15 protein-coding genes are annotated in these 19,577 nt (G+C 73.1%); 7 read left to right on the top strand and 8 right to left on the bottom strand.

The window, feature by feature from the left end; all coding sequences use genetic code 11:
* Positions 1-35: 35 nt before the first annotated feature.
* Positions 36-2,504, bottom strand: a complete 2,469-nt coding sequence (locus ACPYN7_RS11845; RefSeq protein WP_424347787.1) for a GcvT family protein — start codon at positions 2,502-2,504, stop codon at positions 36-38.
* Positions 2,505-2,551: 47 nt separating this feature from the next.
* The gene (locus ACPYN7_RS11840; RefSeq protein WP_058873001.1) at positions 2,552-2,914 is read right to left on the bottom strand and encodes a bifunctional 3-phenylpropionate/cinnamic acid dioxygenase ferredoxin subunit; all 363 of its coding nucleotides are present in this window, start codon (positions 2,912-2,914) and stop codon (positions 2,552-2,554) included.
* 355 nt (positions 2,915-3,269) lie between these two features.
* On the opposite strand from ACPYN7_RS11840, the gene ACPYN7_RS11835 reads away from it, so the two are divergent.
* From ACPYN7_RS11835 to ACPYN7_RS11820, 4 genes are all read left to right on the top strand, one after another.
* A complete protein-coding gene (locus ACPYN7_RS11835) occupies positions 3,270-4,460 on the top strand; it encodes an NAD(P)/FAD-dependent oxidoreductase (RefSeq protein WP_424347786.1) in 1,191 nt (396 codons plus the stop codon).
* A gap of 77 nt (positions 4,461-4,537) precedes the next feature.
* On the top strand, positions 4,538-5,701 hold the full coding sequence (locus ACPYN7_RS11830; protein WP_424347785.1) for an aromatic ring-hydroxylating oxygenase subunit alpha: 1,164 nt from the start codon (positions 4,538-4,540) through the stop codon (positions 5,699-5,701).
* Entirely contained in the window at positions 5,698-7,641 is a 1,944-nt protein-coding gene (locus tag ACPYN7_RS11825; RefSeq protein ID WP_424347784.1) for a BCCT family transporter, read from the top strand. The genes ACPYN7_RS11830 and ACPYN7_RS11825 overlap by 4 nt, the downstream gene beginning before the upstream one ends.
* Before the next feature lie 111 nt (positions 7,642-7,752).
* Positions 7,753-8,586, top strand: a complete 834-nt coding sequence (locus ACPYN7_RS11820) for an IclR family transcriptional regulator (RefSeq protein ID WP_082696965.1) — start codon at positions 7,753-7,755, stop codon at positions 8,584-8,586.
* Between the two features lie 130 nt (positions 8,587-8,716).
* On the opposite strand, the gene ACPYN7_RS11815 is transcribed toward ACPYN7_RS11820, so the two are convergent.
* Complete coding sequence (locus ACPYN7_RS11815; RefSeq protein ID WP_424347783.1) at positions 8,717-9,631, bottom strand: hypothetical protein; 915 nt, start codon at positions 9,629-9,631, stop codon at positions 8,717-8,719.
* A 221-nt stretch (positions 9,632-9,852) separates the two neighbouring features.
* On the opposite strand from ACPYN7_RS11815, the gene ACPYN7_RS11810 reads away from it, so the two are divergent.
* The gene (locus ACPYN7_RS11810) at positions 9,853-10,527 is read left to right on the top strand and encodes an SDR family NAD(P)-dependent oxidoreductase (RefSeq protein WP_424347782.1); all 675 of its coding nucleotides are present in this window, start codon (positions 9,853-9,855) and stop codon (positions 10,525-10,527) included.
* 49 nt (positions 10,528-10,576) lie between these two features.
* Here ACPYN7_RS11810 and ACPYN7_RS11805 read toward each other — a convergent pair whose 3' ends face one another.
* The 3 genes from ACPYN7_RS11805 to ACPYN7_RS11795 all read right to left on the bottom strand — a co-directional run bounded on the left by ACPYN7_RS11805 (position 10,577) and on the right by ACPYN7_RS11795 (position 15,219).
* Positions 10,577-11,692 (bottom strand): NAD(P)-dependent alcohol dehydrogenase, encoded by a 1,116-nt coding sequence (locus tag ACPYN7_RS11805; protein ID WP_424347781.1) that lies wholly within the window; start codon positions 11,690-11,692, stop codon positions 10,577-10,579.
* Between the two features lie 118 nt (positions 11,693-11,810).
* Complete coding sequence (locus ACPYN7_RS11800; RefSeq protein WP_424347780.1) at positions 11,811-13,445, bottom strand: ATP-binding cassette domain-containing protein; 1,635 nt, start codon at positions 13,443-13,445, stop codon at positions 11,811-11,813.
* 445 nt (positions 13,446-13,890) lie between these two features.
* Positions 13,891-15,219, bottom strand: a complete 1,329-nt coding sequence (locus ACPYN7_RS11795) for an MFS transporter (RefSeq protein WP_058873228.1) — start codon at positions 15,217-15,219, stop codon at positions 13,891-13,893.
* 210 nt (positions 15,220-15,429) lie between these two features.
* Between ACPYN7_RS11795 and ACPYN7_RS11790 the strand changes: the two genes are divergently transcribed.
* Entirely contained in the window at positions 15,430-16,479 is a 1,050-nt protein-coding gene (locus ACPYN7_RS11790) for an ATP-binding cassette domain-containing protein (RefSeq protein WP_424347779.1), read from the top strand.
* The gene (locus tag ACPYN7_RS11785; protein ID WP_082696934.1) at positions 16,476-17,297 is read left to right on the top strand and encodes an ABC transporter permease; all 822 of its coding nucleotides are present in this window, start codon (positions 16,476-16,478) and stop codon (positions 17,295-17,297) included. The genes ACPYN7_RS11790 and ACPYN7_RS11785 overlap by 4 nt, the downstream gene beginning before the upstream one ends.
* Before the next feature lie 9 nt (positions 17,298-17,306).
* Here ACPYN7_RS11785 and ACPYN7_RS11780 read toward each other — a convergent pair whose 3' ends face one another.
* The gene (locus ACPYN7_RS11780; protein WP_058872993.1) at positions 17,307-18,323 is read right to left on the bottom strand and encodes a magnesium and cobalt transport protein CorA; all 1,017 of its coding nucleotides are present in this window, start codon (positions 18,321-18,323) and stop codon (positions 17,307-17,309) included.
* A gap of 231 nt (positions 18,324-18,554) precedes the next feature.
* Positions 18,555-19,577, bottom strand: a complete 1,023-nt coding sequence (locus ACPYN7_RS11775) for a sugar ABC transporter permease (RefSeq protein WP_197412630.1) — start codon at positions 19,575-19,577, stop codon at positions 18,555-18,557.

Genomic DNA, 19,577 nt, shown 5'->3' with positions numbered 1-19,577 from the left:
GAGCGGTGCACGCGCCGGCCGCGGCGGCAGGGGCCTCAGCCGCGGATGCGCTCCATGCCGGGGTCCACGAGCGGCTCGGCGCTGACCGTGGCGGGGACGCGCTCGCCGAGGTACTCGATCTCCACGCCGTCCCCCTCGGAGAGCTCCGGCGGGAGCCAGGCGTAGGCGACCGGCCGGCCCACGGTGTGGCCGAAGACCGCGCTGGTGACGTAGCCGGCGGCGGTGCCGTCCACGTACACGGGCTCCTTGCCCAGGACCACGGAGCGGCCGTCGTCGACGGTCAGGCAGCGCAGCCGGCGGCGGACCCGGCCGTCGGAGGCCACGGCCTCCGAGCCCACGAAGTCGCCCTTGTCCTTCTTGACGGCGAAGTCCAGGCCGGCCTCCAGGGCGGTGTGCTCGGTGGTCATGTCGGTGCCCCAGGACCGGTAGCCCTTCTCCACGCGCAGGCTGTTGAAGGCGGCGCGCCCCGCGGGGACGATGCCGAACTCCTGGCCCGCCTCGTGCAGCAGGTCCCACAGCCGCAGCCCCTGGTCGGCGGTGGTGTACAGCTCCCAGCCGAGCTCCCCCACGTAGGAGAGGCGCATCGCGGTGACCCGGAGGCCGCCCACCCGGATCTGCTTGGTGCGGAAGTACTTCAGGCCCTCGTTGGACAGGTCGTCCCGGGAGACCTTGGCCATGACCTCCCGGGCCTTCGGCCCCCACAGGCCGATGCAGCAGGTCTCGGCCGTGGTGTCCCGGACCACGACCCAGGCGGCGGGGTCCTCGGCGCTCTGCCCGCTCGCCTCGGCGGACAGGTACGCCACGTCCACGCTGCTGTTGATGCCGGCCTGGAACAGGTTCTCGTCGAGCCGGGCCACGGTGATGTCGCTGCGGATCCCGGCCTTCTCGTCCAGCAGCAGGCAGTACGTCACGGCGCCCGGCTTGCGCAGGATGTTGCCGGTGGTGAGCCGCTGCAGCAGGGCGGCGGCGCCCGGCCCCTCGACCGTCACGCGCTTGAGCGGGGTCATGTCGTACATCGCCACGGCGGTGCGGGTCTTCCACGCCTCGACCGCCGCGATCGGCGAGTGGTACCGGGCCGCCCACGGCTCGCGCTCCGGCTCCCGCCACTCCTCCGGCAGCTGCTCCAGGAGCGCGCCGTTGGACTCGTACCAGTGCGGGCGCTCCCAGCCGTGGCTCTCCAGGAAGAACGCGCCGAGCTCCAGCTCCCGGGGATAGAAGGGGCTGACCCGCAGGTTGCGCGGCGACTCCCGTGGCTGGAGCGGGTGCAGGACGTCGTAGATCTCCACGAAGTTCTGCCGGCCAGTCTCCTCGACGTACTCCGGGGAGAGCTGCACGTCGTCGAACCGGGTGGCCTCGCAGCCGTGCAGGTCCGTCTCCGGGACGCCGTCCACCAGCAGCTCGGCCATGGCCTTGGCCACGCCCGAGGAGTGGGTGACCCACACCGCCTCCGCCACGAAGAAACCGGCGAGGTCCGGGGACTCGCCGATGAGCGGCCCCCCGTCCGGAGTGAAGGAGAAGATGCCGTTGAAGCCCTCGGCCACCTCGCTGCCGCGCAGGCTGGGGAGGAAGCGCCGGCTCTCGGCCCACTGCTCCGTGAAGTCCTCGGGCGTGAAGTCCAGGCGGGAGGGCATCCGGTCGTGGGCGATGTCGCGGGGCGCGTAGTGCGGCAGGTCGGAGAGATCCACCGGCATCGGTCGGTGCGCGTAGGAGCCGATGCCGATCCGGTCCCCCCACTCCCGGTAGTAGAGGTCCGCGTCCTGGTGCCGGAGGATCGGCAGGGTCGCGCCGTTCGGGGCGTCGTGCTTGCCGACCAGCTCCGGGACCGCGGAGGTGAAGACGTACTGGTGGGCCAGCGGCAGGATGGGGCACGGCATGCCGGCCATCTCGCCGATCGCGGGGCCCCAGAAGCCGGCGCAGGAGACGACGATGTCGGCCGGCACGGTCCCGTCGGACGTGGTCACGCCGGTCACGCGGCCGTTCGACCGCTCGATGCCGGTGACGGTCGTCTCCGCGCAGTACGTCACGCCGGCGCGGGAGGTGCGCTCGACGAGCACCTGCACCGCCTTGGCCGCGAGGGCCAGCCCGTCCGTGGGGACGTGGTAGCCGCCCAGGACCATCTCGGGGTTGACCAGGGGGTGCTGCTCGAGCACCTCCTCGGGAGTGAGCAGCCGGCCCTCGAGCCCCCACGACGTCGCGTAGCCCACCTTGCGCTTGAGCTCCTCCAGCCGCTCCGGCGTGGTGGCCACCTCGAGGCCGCCCACCTGGTTGAAGCAGCCCAGGGAGACGAGCTTCTCCACCGTGTACTGCGCGAAGCGGGTGAGTGCCCGGGACGGGTTCGTCTGGTAGACCAGGCCGGGCGCGTGCGACGTCGAGCCGCCGGGCAGGGGCAGGGGGCCCTGCTCGATGACAGTGACGTCGGTCCAGCCGCGCTGGACGAGCTCGTCGGCGAGGTTCGTGCCGACGATGCCGGCGCCGATGATGACGACGCGAGGGGTGGTGCTCATGGATGGTTCTCCTGACCTGCGGGTGTCGTGCGGGGGTCGACCGGGGTTCAGTTCGACTGGGACTCGTGGCCGTGGGCGGTGAGCCCGGGAGGCAGGTTCGGTGCCTCACTCGACTCCTCGACCATGATGTCGCCGTCCACAACGGCCACCTTGTGGGTTCGGACCGGCAGCTTGGCCGGGGGTGCGTCCACCGCGCCGGTGCGGAGGTTGAACTTGGACGCGTGCAAGGGGCACTCGACCTCGCAGTCCTCCACCCAGCCGTCGGCGAGCGAGGCGTCCTGGTGGGTGCAGGTGTCGTCGAGGGCGAACAGCTCGCCCTCCTCCGTGTGGAACACGGCGATGGGCGGGACGGTGTCGAGGCGCAGGGCGTCACCGGGTGCGAGGTCCTTGAGGGGGCAGGCCTTGTGCATCGGATCGGATCCTTTCCTGAGGAGGACGGGCCTGCCGTGCCGAGCGCATCCGCTCCGGCCGAACTGGCTCACCATGAGCAACAGGCGTTGCAATGTGCAACAAGCGTGGGGACACGTTCCCGACGCTGTCAAGAGATGTGCGCCGTCCGGACCACTGCGCCGAGTCGCAAAGGGACGCAGTGTGAATTTCTCGGGCCGAACCGACGGGACCCCTTGACGGAGCCGGTGACGAGGTTCACGCTGATCCTCACATCGTGAACCGTGTTGCACGACACGCACAGAAGGGCGGAGACCGAGAACTCCGTCGTCGTTGCTCCGGCTCACTGGAGACCACAGATCGGAAAGGGGTCCCCCCATGGAGTCCCTCGTCATTGTCGGAGCGTCACTGGCAGGCCTGTCGGCCGCCCGGGCCGCCCGGAGCCTCGGGTTCGCCGGACGACTGGTGATCATCGGGGATGATCCTCAGCGCCCCTACGACCGCCCGCCGCTGTCCAAGGACTTCCTCGCCGGCCGGCTCGGGATCGAGGACCTCGCGCTGGAGACCGACGACGAGGCCCTGGAGGCCGAGTGGGTCCTCGGGACCCGGGCGGCGTCCTTCGATGCGACCACCCGCCTGGTGCACCTGGAGGACGGGCGCTCGGTGCGCGCCGACGGCCTGGTGATCGCGACCGGTGCCTCGCCCCGGTCGCTGCCGCAGATCGCCGGCGCCGCGAACGTGGTGAGCCTGCGCACCCTCGCCGACGCGCAGAAGCTGCGCGGACTGCTGGCTCACGGACGGCGGCTCGTGGTCGTGGGCGCCGGCTTCATCGGTGCGGAGGTCGCCTCCACCGCGCACGCCCTCGGCCTGGAGGTCACGGTGCTCGAGAAGTCCCCCACCCCGCTGTGCGGGCCCCTGGGCACCGAGCTGGGCGGAGCAGTCGCCGGACTGCACGAACGCGCCGGGGTGGAGCTGGTCTGCGGAGTCGACATCGAGGACTTCGAGCTCACCGGCGGGTCGGTCAGCGCGGTGCGCCTGGCCGGCGGACGGGTGCTGCCCGCCGACGTGGTGGTCGTGGGCATCGGCGCGGTGCCGAACACCGCCTGGCTGGAGGGCTCCGGGATCGAGCTGGGCAACGGCGTGCTCTGCGACGCCGTCGGGGCCACCAGCATCTCCGGGGTCGTCGCCGTCGGGGACTGCGCCGCGTGGTGGGATCCGCGCACCGGCCGCCACCACCGGGTGGAGCACTGGACCGGGGCCGCCGAGCGCCCGGCGGTGGCCGTGGGCGCCCTGCTGGGCGTCGACCGGGCCGGGCTGCCCGCGGTCAAGCCACCGTACTTCTGGTCCGACCAGTACGGCACCCGGCTGCAGTTCGCCGGCGACGCCTCGCGCGCCGACCGCGTGGCCTACGAGCACGGCGGCCCGGACCAGGACTCCCTGCTGGCCGTCTACTACTCCGGGAACGAGCCGGTCGCCGTGCTCGCCTGGAACCAGACCAGACTCTTCTGCCGCTGGCGCAAGACCCTCGAGAAGCTTGCCCTCGGCGCGGCCCAGCCCGTCGCGGCCTGACCGCCCGCGCCCGACCGTCCTTCCTCCTCCCCATTCCACCCCGCGCCCTGCGCGCTGTCCGACCCCAGGAGTTCGTGTTGCCCACCAACGTTGTCTCGGAGTCCCTGATCTCCACCCTGCCCGGCTCCACCTACGTGGACGAGGCCGTCTTCCGCGCCGAGCAGGAACGCATCTTCGAGCAGATGTGGTTCTGCGCCGTGCGCGCCGCCGACCTCGACAAGCCCGGCGCCTACCGCACCGTCCAGATCGGCCGGGAGTCCATCATCATCACCCGCAACCGCAAGCACGGCATCCGCGCCTTCTACAACATCTGCCGCCACCGCGGCGTGAAGCTGTGCATGGAGGACACCGGCGAGGCCGCACGCTCCTTCCAGTGCCCCTACCACGCCTGGACCTACGACTTCGACGGCAAGCTCATCGCCGCCCCCAACCTCACCAAGATGCCCGACATCGACCGCCAGGAATACGGCCTGGTCACCGTCCCGGTCCGCGAGTACCTCGGCTACGTCTGGGTCTGCCTGGCCGAGAACCCTCCGTCCTTCGAGGAGGACGTCATGGGCGACATCCAAGAACGCCTCGGGGACACCCAGGCCATCGAGGGCTACGACATCGCCAACCTCGCCCTGGGCCGGCGGATCACCTACGACGTGCGCGCCAACTGGAAGCTCATCATCGAGAACTTCATGGAGTGCTACCACTGCGCCACCATCCACCCCGAACTCACCGAGGTCCTGCCCGAGTTCGCCGACGGACTCGCCGCCCAGTACTTCGTCGGCCACGGCGCCGAGTTCGGCGACGACGTCGCCGGCTTCACCGTCGACGGCTCCGAGGGACTCGACAAGCTTCCCGGCGTGGACGACGACCACGACCGCCGCTACTACGCGATCACCGTCAAGCCCACCGTGTTCGTCAACCTCGTGCCCGACCACGTCATCATCCACCGCATGTTCCCGATGGCCCCCGACCACACCGTCGTGGAGTGCGACTGGCTCTACCTGCCCTCCGTGGTCGAGTCCGGCAAGGACGTCTCCGCCTCGGTCGAGCTGTTCCACCGCGTCAACCAGCAGGACTTCGACGCCTGCGAACGCTGCCAGCCCGCCATGAACTCCAGGATCTACGCGGGCGGCGGGGTCCTCGTCCCCTCCGAGCACCACATCGGCGCCTTCCACGACTGGATCACCGACAAGGTCGGCGACGTCGTCCCCGTCCCCCGCCCGACGAGGCCGGAGAAGGTCCGATGAGCGACGACTGTCGCACGGACCCGGGGCAGGCCGAGGAGCCGGCGGCACCGTCCGCAACACCGCCCGTGGACGACACGACCCTGCTGCACGAGACCGAGGCCGAGGAGGCCGCGATCCTCGACGAGCTGAAGGACGGGGTCGCCGAGCGGCGCAAGTCCTTCCGCACCGGCCTGGAAGGCCTCGACCGGACCATCTTCGTGGTCACCGGCGCTCTCGTCGTCGCGTTCGTGCTCTGGGGGTTCCTCGGCACGGAGAGCCTGTCCAACGCCTCGACGGTGGCGCTGGCCTGGGTGCTGGAGAGCACCGGGTGGCTCTTCGTGCTGCTGGCCTCCCTGTTCGTCGTCTTCGTCCTCTGGCTGGCCGTCGGCCGGTTCGGCAACATCCCGCTGGGCCAGGACGGCGAGCGCCCGGAGTTCCGGACGGTGTCGTGGATCTCGATGATGTTCGCCTGCGGCATGGGCATCGGCCTGATGTTCTACGGCGTGGCCGAGCCGCTCTACCACTACATCTCCCCGCCGCCGGCCACGGCCGACGCGCAGACGGCCGAGGCCATCGAGGCGGCGATGGCCACGTCCCTGTTCCACTGGACGCTGCACCCGTGGGCGATGTACGCGGTGGTCGGCATCGCCATCGCCTACGGCACCTTCCGTCTGGGCCGCAAGAACCTGCTCTCCGAGGCGTTCGTCTCGATCTTCGGACGCAGAGCCGTGGACGGCGTCGGCGGGAAGATCATCAACATGCTCGCCATCTTCGCGACCGTGTTCGGCACCGCCGCGTCGCTCGGCCTGGGCGCCCTGCAGATCGGCAGCGGCCTGCAGTTCAACGGCGTCGTCGCCGAGGTGACCACCCCGATGCTGGTGGTCGTCATCGCGGTGCTGACGTTCTGCTTCGTGGCCTCGGCCGTCTCCGGCATCGCCCGCGGCATCCAGTTCCTCTCGAACACCAACATGGTTCTGGCCCTGATCATGGCGGTCATCATCTTCGTGGTGGGCCCCAGCGTCTTCATCCTCAACCTCATTCCCTCCTCGGTCGGCTCCTACGCGCAGATGCTGCCGGAGATGTCCGCCCGCACGGAGGCCGTGGGCGACGAGGGGATGCGCGAGTGGCTCTCCGGGTGGACCATCTTCTACTGGGCCTGGTGGGTGTCCTGGACTCCCTTCGTGGGCATGTTCGTGGCCCGGATCAGCCGGGGCCGGACCATCCGCCAGTTCGTGGTGGGCGTGCTCGTGGTGCCCTCGCTGGTGTCCCTGCTGTGGTTCGCCGTCTTCGGCGGCACGGCCATCGACATCCAGCGCCGCGCCGACGCCACACCGGACCCGGGCGACGGCATCGCCACGGTGGTGGACGGGTCCCCGACCATCTCCTTCGACAGCGCGATCTACGACATGTTCACCGGCCTGGACCTGCCGCAGGCCGTCACCGTCGGCCTCGCCGTGCTGGCCATGGTGCTCACCGGGATCTTCTTCGTCACGGGCGCCGACTCGGCGTCCATCGTGACCGGCTCGCTCAGCTCCCGCGGCAGCCTGGAGCCCTCCCGCCCCGTCATCGTCTTCTGGGGCGTGCTCATGGGCGGCGTCGCCGCGGTGATGCTCCTCGCCGGCGGCGACGACCCCGCCGCCGCCCTGGGCGGCCTGCAGCGGATGACGATCGTCTCCGCCCTGCCGTTCATCCTGGTGATGCTCCTGCTGTGCTTCGCGCTGGCCCGGGACCTGCGCCGGGATCCCCTGTGGCTGCGCAAGCGCCTGTCCGAGTCCGTGATGAACCGCGCGGTGCGCCACGCCGTCGACGAGTACGGGCACCAGAAGTTCACCCTGGTCACCCGGGAGAGCACGGATCCGCACACAGCAGAGTTCCGGGCCGTGGACGCCACGGCCGCCGGCCAGCCGATCTATGCCCAGCAGAACGGCCGTTCCCGGCGGAAGGGGGCGGACCTCTCATGACGGGGCGTGCTGCCGGCCCGGCAGCACGCCCCCGGCGCCGGCCTCGCCGGGGCCGGCGCCCACGAGCCGAGCGGACGGAGCACGACCATGACGGATGACTACCATGGGGTCATGTCCCCACAAGCCCCCAGACCTCTGCTGACCTCCGACGCCGGGACGGAGCAGAACGGTTCCGACGGGGTGACTCCGGGCGGCGTCCAGTCCGTCGACCGGGCGATCACGGTGCTCGAGGTCCTCGCCCGGACCGGTGGTTCGACGGTGACCGAGGTGGCCGCGGAGCTGGGAGTGCACAAGTCCACTGCTTCGCGCCTGCTCAGCGCCCTGGAGCTGCGCGGCCTGGTGCACCATCCGAGCGACGGGAGCCCGTACCAGCTCGGTTTCGGGATCCTGCGGCTGGCGCACGCGATCCCCGGCCGGCTGAGCGTGGTGGCCGAGGCGCGCGACGAGATCCGCGAGCTGGCTCGGACCCACTCCGAGACGGTCAACCTGGCGGTCCTCCGGGAGGGCCAGGCCGTCAACGTGGACCAGGAGATGGGGCCCTCCGCGCTCAGCATGCACGACTGGATCGGAAGCCTGACCCCTCTGCACGCCACCGCCAGCGGGAAGGTGCTCCTCGCCGGGCTCCCTTCCGAGGACAGGGCCCGCGTTCTCCGGTCCCAGGGACTGCGGGCCCTGACCGGCCGCACGATCACCTCGCGCAAGCAGCTGGAACGGCAGCTGATCGACGTGGCCGCCCGGGGCTACGCCATCGCGTGCGAGGAGTTCGAGATCGGGTTGAACTCCCTGGCCGTGCCCGTGCGCGACCATCTCGGCACGGTCGTCGCCTCGATCAGCGTGTCGGGCCCGGCGTTCCGGTTCACGGACCAGCACATGGCCGAGCTCGTCGACGACCTCAAGGAGGCCGGCCTGCGGGTCAGCCGGCGGATGGGGTACACCCCCGCCTGACCCGCCCCCGCTCTTCCCGCATCCTCCGCGAACGCACCGGATGTGCCCGAGATCAAAGCACACAGGCCGGTGTCCCGGGTCGGACCGGTGACTTCGGGGGATGCGGGGACGACGCCGGGAGCGGGGCGGCTCAGGCGCGGAACGAGGCGATCATGGCCTGGATCTGCTGGTGCTCCTCGGACGCGACGTACTCCTCGGCCGCCGCGACGGTCGGGAAGTCGTGCGCGGAACTGAAGATGACCGTCCGGTAGGTGATGCCGTTGGACGCCACCACCCCCGTCTCGACCAGCCCCAGGCCGTACATGACGTGCGGCAGCATCGCGGTGGGCGGCGGCGTGTCCGCGTCGGTCAGCGACGTCATGAGCCGCACGTTGTCCTGCCAGCCGTTGACGTTGCGCAGCCGGGGCGAGGAGGTGAGGTCCATGGCCACGGAGCGCACCACGAACTCGCCGCTGCTGGACAGCGCCGCCTCGCCCGGGACGTCGCCCAGGTGGACCACTGCCGGCTGGGTGCAGTCGGGCCCGCACTCCGCGCCCCACGCCTGGAGGACCGTCAGGTAGCCGAGGGGTGCGCCGTCGGGGCCGACGACCGTGACCGTGCCGCCGACGCCCGAGAACTCCCCGTCCACCCGCCACGTGGCGGGCAGCTCGAAGGCGAAGGCCGCGTCGGCGGCCGTGCCCGAGTACGTCACGCGCTCCGCGGGAGCCGGTGAGCCCGTGGGGCCCGAGGTCGGTGTGGCGGTGGGGCTCTCCGTCGGCCCAGCCGTCGGCGTCCCGGTGGGGCCGGCGGTCGGGCTGGCGGTGGGGCCGGTCGTCGGGCTCCCGGTCGGATCGGCGGTCGGGCTCGCCGAGGCCGGCGACGGGGACTCCGTGGCCGGTCCCGAGCCGGTCGGGGACTCGGCCGCCGTGGCTGCCGGGGAACCGGTGGCGCCGGTGCCCTCCCCCGAGGGCTCCCCGCCGGTCGGGGCGGCGCAGGAGGCCAGGAAGAGCAGGGCCGCGGCCGCGGCGCCCAGCGCCCGGGCCGAACCTGACGTGGTCGGTGACATGTGGATGGACCCCCCGATCGCGGAGCACCAGCGCGCGGGCGTCCGCCCGGCCCGGCCCCGAGGACTGCAATCTACGCCGGTCGGTTCGCATCCGACAACGGTGGGCGACGGGCGGCGGGCGATCGTTGTGGAACTGCACAGCACTGGGCGCTGTCGGAGCGTCTGGGTACGCTCGGAGCACGGCCCCGTCCCGGGGCCGCACCGGGGGCAGGAGTGGGATCATGGACCTGAACGGCGCGAGGATCCTCGTGGTGGGGGCGACCGGCGTCCTCGGACAGCGGCTGTGCGAACGGCTGGGCGAGCGCACCACCGACATCGTGGTGACCGGCCGCTCCGCCGCGGACGCCGAGGAGCTGCGGCGCCGGCTCGGCCTGCGCGCGGCCCACGCCCTGGACCTCGTGGACCACGACGAGGCCGCGGCCGTGGTCCGCCGGGCGGCCGAGGAGCTCGGCGGTCTCGACGCCGTGGTGATCGCCACCGGCGTCGCCGCGTTCGGTCCGGCCGTCGACGAGGACGAGGCCGTCGTGGAGGAGCTGTTCGAGGTCAACGCCCTCGGGCCCATGGCCGTGCTCCGGGCGGCCCTGCCCCACGTCGCGGACGGCGGAGCGGTCGCGGTCCTCACCGGTGTGGTCGCGGAGCTGCCGCTGGCCGGCATGGCCGGCTACGCCGCCAGCAAGGCGGCCATGGCCTCCTGGCTGGGGTCGCTGCGGCGGGAGCTGCGCCGTCGCCGGATCGCGGTGGTGGACGCACGGCTGCCCCACATGGACACCGGGCTCGTGGACCGCGCCCTGACCGGCCTGCCGCCCCGGCTGCCGCCCGGGCACAACGTGGACGACGTCATCGCCGCGGTGGAGCTCGGTCTCGAGCGCGGCGTCCACGAGCTGCGGATCGACTGAACCGTCTGCGCTGCGTCCCCGGACCCGGCACGGGAACGGGACCGCCGGGTCAGCGGGGCATCCGCAGGACCGGCTTGACCACGGCACCGGACCGGCTGTCGGCGAGGGCCTGCTCGATCTCCTCGAACTCGTAGAAGCGCACCAGCTCGTCGAACGGGAACCGGCCCTGCCGGTGCAGGTCGATCAGGGCGGGGATGAACCTGCCGGTGCGGCTGCCGCCGCCCAGCACACCCAGGATCCGCTTGCCCCACAGCGTGCGCAGGTGGTCCACGCTAAAGCGCGCCTGGGCGGGCGCCCCGCCGATGAGCAGGAGCGTGCCCAGCATGCCCACGCACTCCGCGGCCTGTTCCACGACCGGGACCACCCCGGTGCACTCGAAGGCGTAGTCGGCGGCTCCGCCGGTGATCCGGGCGACCTCCGCGACCACGTCCGTGTCGCGGGAGTTGATGACGTGGGTGGCTCCGTACCGGGTGGCCAGCTCGAGCCGGGAGTCGTGCAGGTCCACGGCGATGACCGTGGTGGCGGCGGTGCAGCGCGCCGCCATGATCGCGGCGAGTCCCACGGCCCCGGCGCCGAAGACCACCAGGGAGGAGCCCGGCTCCGGGCGGGCCTCGTTGAGCACCGCGCCGGCGCCGGTGCCCAGCCCGCAGGCCAGGGGACCGAGCAGCTCGAGCGGCACGTCGTCGGGCGCCTTCACGAGTGCGTCGGCGAGGACGATCGAGTGGGTCGCGAAGGAGGACTGGCCGAAGAAGTGCCCGGAGAGCTGCGAGCCGTCGGCCCGGGTGTAGGCCGAGGTCCCGGCGTCCTCGCCCCGGAAGCGGCGGCCCGAGACCAGCGCCTCCCCGGTGCGGAGGCAGTACCGGGGCTGGCCGTCCAGGCAGTTGCGGCACGCCCCGCACGAGGGCCAGCCGATGACCACCCGGTCACCGGGCGCCACGGCGGTGACGCCCTCGCCGACCTGCTCCACGACCCCCGCGCCCTCGTGGCCCAGGATGCCGGGCAGCGGCAGCGGCATGTCGCCCTCGCGGGTGATGGCGTCGGTGTGGCAGACCCCGGTCGCGACGACGCGGACCAGGACCTCCCCCCGGCCCGGCTCGGCGAGCTCGACGTCCTCCAGCTCGAACGGGGCGTCGATCCCTTCGACGACGGCAGCGCGGATCCTCATGGTGTCCTCCTCGGCATCCCGGCGCGCCGGGCCCCGGCGCGTGGTGGCGGTCCCCTCCGCCCTCTGCTCCGCAGTCTAGGGCCGGCCCACGGGCGGCCGTCCACCCGGTTCCGGGCCGTCACAGCCCCAGCCGCGGCCAGCCCTTCGTGTCCCGCAGGAGCTGCCGGTCGTGGGTGGTCAGCACCACCGCCGCGGCCGTGGCCGCGAGCGCCTCGGTGAGCTCGTCCACGAGGGCGATCGAGAGGTGGTTGGTCGGCTCGTCCAGCAGCAGCACGTGCGGGCGGGACGCCAGCACCACGGCGAGCTCGAGGCGACGCCGCTGCCCGGCGGACAGCTCCGCCGCGGGGCGCTCACGGTCCCGCGCCGCCAGCAGGCCCAGGGCGGCCAGGGGCACCACCTCGTGCTCGGCCAGCCGGCCCGCGAGCACGAGCCGGACGAGCTCCTGCTCGTACACCGCCTGGGCCGAGCGCGCACCGTGCGGGAGCCCCTCCTGCCGCAGATGCCCGATCCGCACCCCTGGTGCGGAGGTGCGCCGGCCCGTGCCGGGAGCCGACTCACCGGCGAGCACCTGCAGCAGGGTGGACTTGCCCGCCCCGTTGGGGCCCGTGACCACCAGCCGGTCCCCGGACTCCAGCGCCACGTCGACGGGCCGGAGCAGCCGACCGTGCACCGTGACGCCCTCGGCCCGCACCAGCTCGACGCCGGGCAGCACCGGCAGCTCCGGCGCCGCGGGCACCAGCGGGGGCTCGGGGACGTCCACACGGTGCCGGTCGAGGTTCTCCTGCCGGCGGTGCACCGACCGGACGAGCCCCGGCGCCCGGGTGGCGCGGGTGTGCTTGCCGGTGCCCTTGTCCGGGCGCCATCCGTCGACCAGGCGGGAGCGCGCACGCTCGAGGTCGCCGGCCAGCCGGGCGTGCTCGGCCTGCTGCTCCCGGTGGTCGTGGACCCAGCGGGAGCGCTCGGCGGTCCGGCCGGCGCGCCAGCCCGCCACCCCGCCGCCGTACCACCGCGGGCGGCCGTCCCGGCTGGGGTCCAGGTCCAGGACGGTGTCGACGACCTGCCCCAGCAGCCGCCGGTCGTGGCTGACCAGGACCACGCCGCCGCGGAAGCCGCGCAGCGCAGCGCCCAGGTGGGTCAGCCCCGCCGCGTCGAGGTGGTTGGTGGGCTCGTCCAGCAGGAGGAGGTCGTGGACGGTCCCGAGCAGGCAGGCCAGGCGCACCCGGTAGCGCTGCCCCACCGAGAGGGTGCCGAGCACCCGGGAGCGGTCGGTCACGGCGTGCAGGGCCTGCAGAGCGAGGTCCACCCGCCGGTCGGCGTCCCAGGCGTCGAGGGCCTGGGCGACCGTGAGCGCCTGCGCATACTCCTCCGCCGCGCCCGGCTCGTCCGTGGCGAGGGCGCGGGCCGCTGACTCGACCTGCGCCACCGCGGTGTGCTCGGCGGTGAGTTCGAGGTCCAGGAGGTCCCCCACCGTGCCGTCGGGCGGCACGGGCAGCTCCTGGTCGGCCACGGCGAGCGTGCCGGTGCGGCGGACGGTGCCGGCGTCCGGGAGGAGGGCGCCGGAGAGCACCTCCAGCAACGAGGTCTTGCCGCGGCCGTTCTCCCCCACCACCCCGAGGCGGGTGGTGGGCGTGATCGTGAGGTCGAGGCCGTCGAGGACGGCGTGGGAACCGCGGACCAGTCGGATCCCGGTGGCGGTCAGCTGGGCGTGCTCGCCCGCGGGCACGGCGGGACGGTGGACGGGAACGGTGGGCATGCTTCCTCCGGGGTGCGGAGCGGCGCGCGGCGGACGGCCGGGGCTCCTGGCGAGGGGACGGGTGGGCAGTGGAAAGATCCGCCGCGGCGGACGTGCTGCGCGGCGGGATCCGGGCCCGTCAGAGGAAGAAGTGGTGGAACATGGTGGCTCCAGGATAGCCCCGGCCCGCAGGCCCCGCCGAGCCCGGTCCCGAGCCCCCACGTCTGCGCGGCCCACCTCGCCGAGTCCCCAGGTCTGCGCCGGATCCCCACGGTCAACCATGGGGATCCGACGCCGGCGTGGGGACTCGACGCACCGGGCGCACCAGGGGTGGGGATTCGGCACCTCGGGCGCACCAGGGGTGGGGACTCAGCGCACCGAACGGACCAGGGATGGGGGCTCGGCGCACCCGGCGCACCGAGGGTGGGGACTCGGCACACCGGGCGTGCCGGGGGCCGGGGCCAGGTCAGGGTGCCCGGCGCTCCCGCAGCACGCCGGCCATCAGGGCCGCGACGACCGCGAAGACGGGGACCACCACCAGTGCCGCCCGCAGCCCGACGGCGTCGGAGAGCACGCCGATGGCCGGGGACAGGCCGAGGAAGCTGATCCGCATCAGCCAGCTGACCAGGGCCAGACCGGTCCCGGTCCGCAGGCCGGGGATGTCGTCGGCGGCGTGGAAGGCCGCGGGCACGAGCGTCGCGCAGCCGAAGCCGGCCAGCGCGAAGCCCGCCACGGCCGCCGCCGGCACCGGGGCCAGGACCACGAGTAGCATCCCGGCCGCGCTCAGCGCGGCACCGGCGCGGGCCACCGCGGCGCGCCCCCAGCGGTCGGTCATGGGGTCGCCGAGCATCCGGCCCACGAACTGCGCCGCCATGAGCGCCACGAGCCCGAGTCCCGCGGCGGCCAGAGGAGCGCCGAGCTCGGTGCTCAGGTACACCGCCGACCAGTTCTGCCCGGCGTCCTCGACCATGACCCCGGCCATCGCGATGACGGCCACGGGGAGAAGGCTGACGACGACGATGCGCCCCGCCGAGCGCTGCCCCGTCCCGCCGCGCCCGGGGTCCGGGTCCGGCCGGGAGCCGGCGGCGCCGGGGTCCGTCGTCGTCGTGCCGTCCGAGGGTGTGCCGTCCGCGCGCAGGTCGTCCGGCAGCGGGTCGTCCGGGCCGACCGTGCGAAGCCCCCGGCCCTCCGCCGGGCTCAGCGCGGAGCGCAGCGCCACGAGGGCGACCGCGCTCCACACGATCCCGCTCGCCGGCAGGTGCCATCCGAGGGGCACGCCGAGGGCGAGCGCCGCGGTGCCCATGAGCCCGCCGGCCACGGCGCCCAGGCTCCACAGGGCGTGCAGGGAGTTGATGATCGAGCGGCCGCGGGCGCGCTGGACCTCCATCCCCTGGGCGTTCTGGGCGGTGTCGACGTGGGCGTCCAGCGCCCCACCCAGGAACATCGCCGCGAGGAACACGCCCACGCCCAGCCCCGTGCCGGCGCCCAGGCCCGCCCCGGCCCCGGCGGCCGCGAGGCATCCGGAGAGCAGGACGGTGCCCAGCGCCGCCACCCGGCCGGAGCCGAAGCGGCGGATCGCCCGGGCGGGGAGGGCGCCCACCAGGATCGCTCCGAGCGGGAACGCCACGACCACGAGGCCGTAGAGGGTGTTGGAGAGCCCGAACGCGTCCTTGACCTCCGGCAGGCGCGGCAGCAGGTTGGCGTAGAGGGCGCCGTTGGTGAGGAAGAACGCGGACACCGCGATCCGGGCGCGCCGGACCCGTGCGGGATCGAGGGCGGTGGTGGGGACGCTCACGCCCACGACTCTAAGCCCGGTCCGCCCCGTCCCCGCGCCCGGCCCGCGGCATGCGGAGAGCCCGCGCCCCGTCCGGGGTGCCGGCGGACCGGCCGTGCCCGGCCCCTGCGCGCACCGGCAGGGGCACCCGCGGCACCGGATCCGGCACGTCCCGCAATCCATGTCCTCCCGCGGGCGGCCGCCGGCCCGGATGCGCTCTACCGTGGACCCATGAGCACCCCACCCATCATCAGCGCCCGCGGGCTGAGCAAGAGCTTCCGCGGGCCCGGCGGCCGGACCGTCCAGGCGGTGGTCGACCTGACCATGGACGTGGCACCGGGCACGCTGACCGCGTTCCTCGGTCCCAACGGCGCGGGCAAGTCGACCTCGCTGCGCATGCTCACCACGCTGCTGCGGCCCACGGGCGGCACCGCCACCGTGTGCGGCTTCGACGTCGCCCGGCAGCCGGCCGAGGTGCGCGCCCGGATCGGCTACATCGGGCAGAAGAACGGGGCCGGGCAGTACCAGCGGGTCCGCGACGAACTGCTCAGTCAGGGTGCCCTGTACGGGCTGGGCCGCGCGGAGACGCGGCGCCGCGTGGACGAGCTCGTGGAGGCCCTCGGCCTCGGCGACCTCGTCCGCCGGCCCACGATGAAGCTCTCCGGCGGCCAGCGCCGCCGCGTGGACATCGCCCTCGGCCTGATCCCCGGCCCGCAGCTGCTCTTCCTCGACGAGCCCACCACCGGGCTGGACCCGCAGTCCCGGGCCAACCTGTGGGAGCACATCCTCGGGCTGCGCCGGCGCTACGGGACCACCCTGTTCCTCACCACCCACTACCTCGACGAGGCCGACCAGTTCGCCGAGCGGATCATGGTCGTGGACCGGGGACGGATCATCGCCGACGACACCGCGTCCCGGCTCAAGACGGACCTGGCCGGGGACCGGATCGCCCTCACCCTGGACGCCGGCCCGGCGGCCGCCGTGGCTGCCGTCCGGCGCGCGGCCGCCGCAGCGGGGGCCGGCGGCGCCGAGCCGGAGGCGGCCCCCGCCGGGGAGGGCGCGCGCGTCGTCGTCGCGGTCGACCACGGCGAGCGCGTGCTGCCCGCCCTGCTGCGCGAGCTCGACCGGGACGGCCACACGGTGCGGACCGCCGAGCTCGACCGCCCGACCCTCGACGACGTCTTCCTCCGGCTCACCGGGCGGAGCCTGCGCGAGGAGCAGACGGACGACCCCGAGACCGATCCGGCCGCCGAGGCCCCGAGCGTGGGAGCACCCCGATGACGACCCTTCCGACCACCCGCGAGTCGTCCGGCGGGACCGCCGGCGGCACCGAACGGGCCCGCCCGGCGGGGATCCTGCACGACTCCGTGAGCGTCTTCGTCCGCGAGCTGCGGCCGGTGATCCGGGACCCCTTCAGCCTGGTCTTCTCGCTCATGCAGCCGCTGATGTTCCTCGCCTTCTTCGGCCCGCTCCTGGGCGGGATGACCGGGCTCCCCCTGGACCAGGCGTTCCAGTGGTTCGTGCCGGGCATCGTGGTGATGATCGCGCTGTTCGGCACCGCCATGACCGGCTCGAACCTGCTGTTCGAGATCCAGTCCGGGGCGCACGAGCGGATGCTCGTGGCCCCGGTGTCCCGCTCGGCGCTCATGGTGGGGCGCGCGTGCAAGGAGATGGTGCCGCTGGTGCTGCAGGCCCTGGTGATCTCCGGGGTCGCCGCGTTCTTCGGCTTCCGCCCGTCCCTGCCCGGCATGGCGGTGGGCCTGGCGATCCTCGCGGTCTTCGGGGTGGGGCTGGGGGCGCTGAGCTACGCCCTGGCCATCGTCTCCCGGAACCGGGACTGGATGTTCTGGACCGTGCAGCAGGGGCTGCTGTTCCCCCTCATGCTGCTGTCCGGGATGCTCCTGCCGCTCGAGGCCGGTCCGGGGTGGATGCAGGTGCTCTCGCGGTTCAACCCGCTCACCTACATGGTCGACGCGGAGCGGGCCCTGTTCAACGGCCAGTTCGGCGAGCCGGCCGTGGCCGCCGGCGCCCTCGCGGCGGTCCTGCTGGCCGCCCTGGGCCTGGCCGTGGGGATCCGCGCGATGCGCCACAGCATCTGAGGCCGCCTCTCAGAGCCACCGCTTCCACTTGAACACCCCGTAGAGGGCCACCCCCATGCCGAGCATGGCCAGCAGCGCGAGCGGGTAGCCCAGCGGCCACGCGAGCTCGGGCATGTGCTCGAAGTTCATCCCGTACACCGTGCCCACCAGGGTCGGGGCAAAGAGGATCGCGGCCCAGGAGGAGATCCGCTTCACCTCCTCGCTCTGCGCCAGGGCCGACTCGGTGAGCCGCTGCATCTCGTCGTTCTGCCGCTGCCCCACCAGGGTCGCGTGCACCGTGAGGGCGTTCTGCAGGAGCACGCGGAACGCGTCGGCGCGCTCCCCCACCCGGATGGCGTGGTCCTGCACGTCCCGCAGCCGCTGCTGCAGCTCGACGCCCAGTCCGTGCTTCTCCGCCCCGAGCTGCAGGGCCTCCAGCATGGCCACCAGCGGGTGGACGGCGCGCTGGAACTCGATGACCTCCCGGGAGAGCTCGTAGACCCGGCGGGAGACGTCCCGGTCCGCGCCGAAGATCTGGTCCTCGATCTCGTCGATGTCGTTCTCGAGACCGGCGACCACGGGGGCGTAGCCGTCGACCACCTCGTCGAGGATCCCGTACAGCACGGCCTGCGGGCCCGCGCCCAGCAGCTCCGGGGCGGCCTCCAGCCGGCGCCGGACCGCGGCCAGGTCGGGGGACTCGGCGTGGCGGACCGTCACCACGAAGTCGCGGCCCACGAACACGTGCAGCTCCCCGAACTCGACCTTCTCGACGTCGTCCAGGTACCGGGCCGGGCGCAGCACCACGAAGAGGGTGTCCCCGAAGCGCTCCAGCTTGGCGCGCTGGTGCCCCTTCAGGGCGTCCTCCACCGCGAGATCGTGCAGCCGGAACTCCGCGGCCACGGACTGCACCTCGGGCGGCTCGGGGCGGTAGAGGCCGATCCAGGCCATCCCGCCGTGCCCGCGCATCACCGCGTAGGTCTCGTCCAGGTCCTCCGGGGTCGACGCGCGCCGGCCCTCCACGTACACCACGTTGTCCACCAGCGGCACCGCGTGCCACCTCCCGTCCGGTCCGTCGTGCGTTCCGCCCCATCATGACAGGCCCCGCTGCCCGCCCGGCCCCTTCCCGCGCACGCTCACCTCCCGCACGGGCCCGCTTCGCCTCCTCGTGAACTCACCGGTTCCGCCCGGGACCAGAGCATCGATGCTCTGGTCCCGGGCGGAACCGGTGAGTTGGGCGCAGAGGTGGCCGGGCGGTGGTGCAGGCAGGCAGGCTGGCGGTCAGCCCTTCACCGCGCCGCCGGTCAGGCCCGAGACGATGTAGCGCTGCAGGAAGAGGAACAGCGCGACCACCGGGATCGCCGCCAGGATCGCCCCGGCCGTGAAGACGCCCCAGTTCTCCCCGAACTGCACGGAGACGAACTGGTACAGCCCCACGGCCAGCGTGTACTTGTCCGGGTCCTGCAGCACGATCTGGGCGAGCAGGAAGTCCGAGAAGGACGCGATGAAGGACAGCATCCCGACGACCACGAGGATGGGGGTCACCAGCGGCAGGATCATGGTCCAGTAGATCTGGGCGTGCGAGGCGCCGTCGATCTCCGCGGCTTCGTCCAGGTCCTTGGGGATGGTGTTGAAGAAGCCGTACATGAGGAACGTGTTCGCCCCCAGTGCCCCGCCCAGGTAGACGGCGACGAGGCCGAGCCGGGAGTTCAGGCCCAGGAAGGGATAGATCTCGGAGATCGCGAACAGCAGCAGGAAGATCGCCACGAAGGCCAGCAGCTGCGGGAACATCTGGATGATCAGCAGGGACATGAGCCCGCTCTTGCGGGACTTGAACCGGAAGCGGGAGAAGGCGTAGGCCGCCGCCGCGCCCATGAGCACGGTGCCCACGGCCGTGGTCACGGAGACGAACATCGAGTTGGCGAACCAGGTGAGGTACGGGTTCTGCGGGTCGTTGAGCAGGTTGGTGTAGTTGGCACCGGTTACGTCGGAGAAGAGCCGGTTGGATCCCAGGAGGGACCCGGAGGCCGACAGGGACGCCGAGAGGGCATAGACGAGCGGGAAGAGCGCAAAGACGCACGCGGTGATCGCGGCGAGGTGCTTCCATCCGCCGCGGGCGGAACGACGGCGCCGACGGGGCCGGGGAGCCCCGGTCGGGGCGTCCGGGGGCCGCAGCGTGTCGGTGGGCTGGACGGTGTTCGAGGTGCCGGTGGACGGAGCGGCCGTGGCCGCGGCCCACGGGGCGTCGTGGGCGCCATCGGAGCCGGGGCGGTCGCCCGGGGTGGGCGTGGTGGGAGTGGACAT

The organism is Kocuria sp. CH-021 (genome assembly GCF_049716185.1).
Taxonomy (GTDB): domain Bacteria; phylum Actinomycetota; class Actinomycetes; order Actinomycetales; family Micrococcaceae; genus Kocuria; species Kocuria cellulosilytica.
The sequence above is the reverse complement of the archived record's forward strand: the minus strand, read 5'-3'. Positions and strand labels throughout refer to the sequence as shown.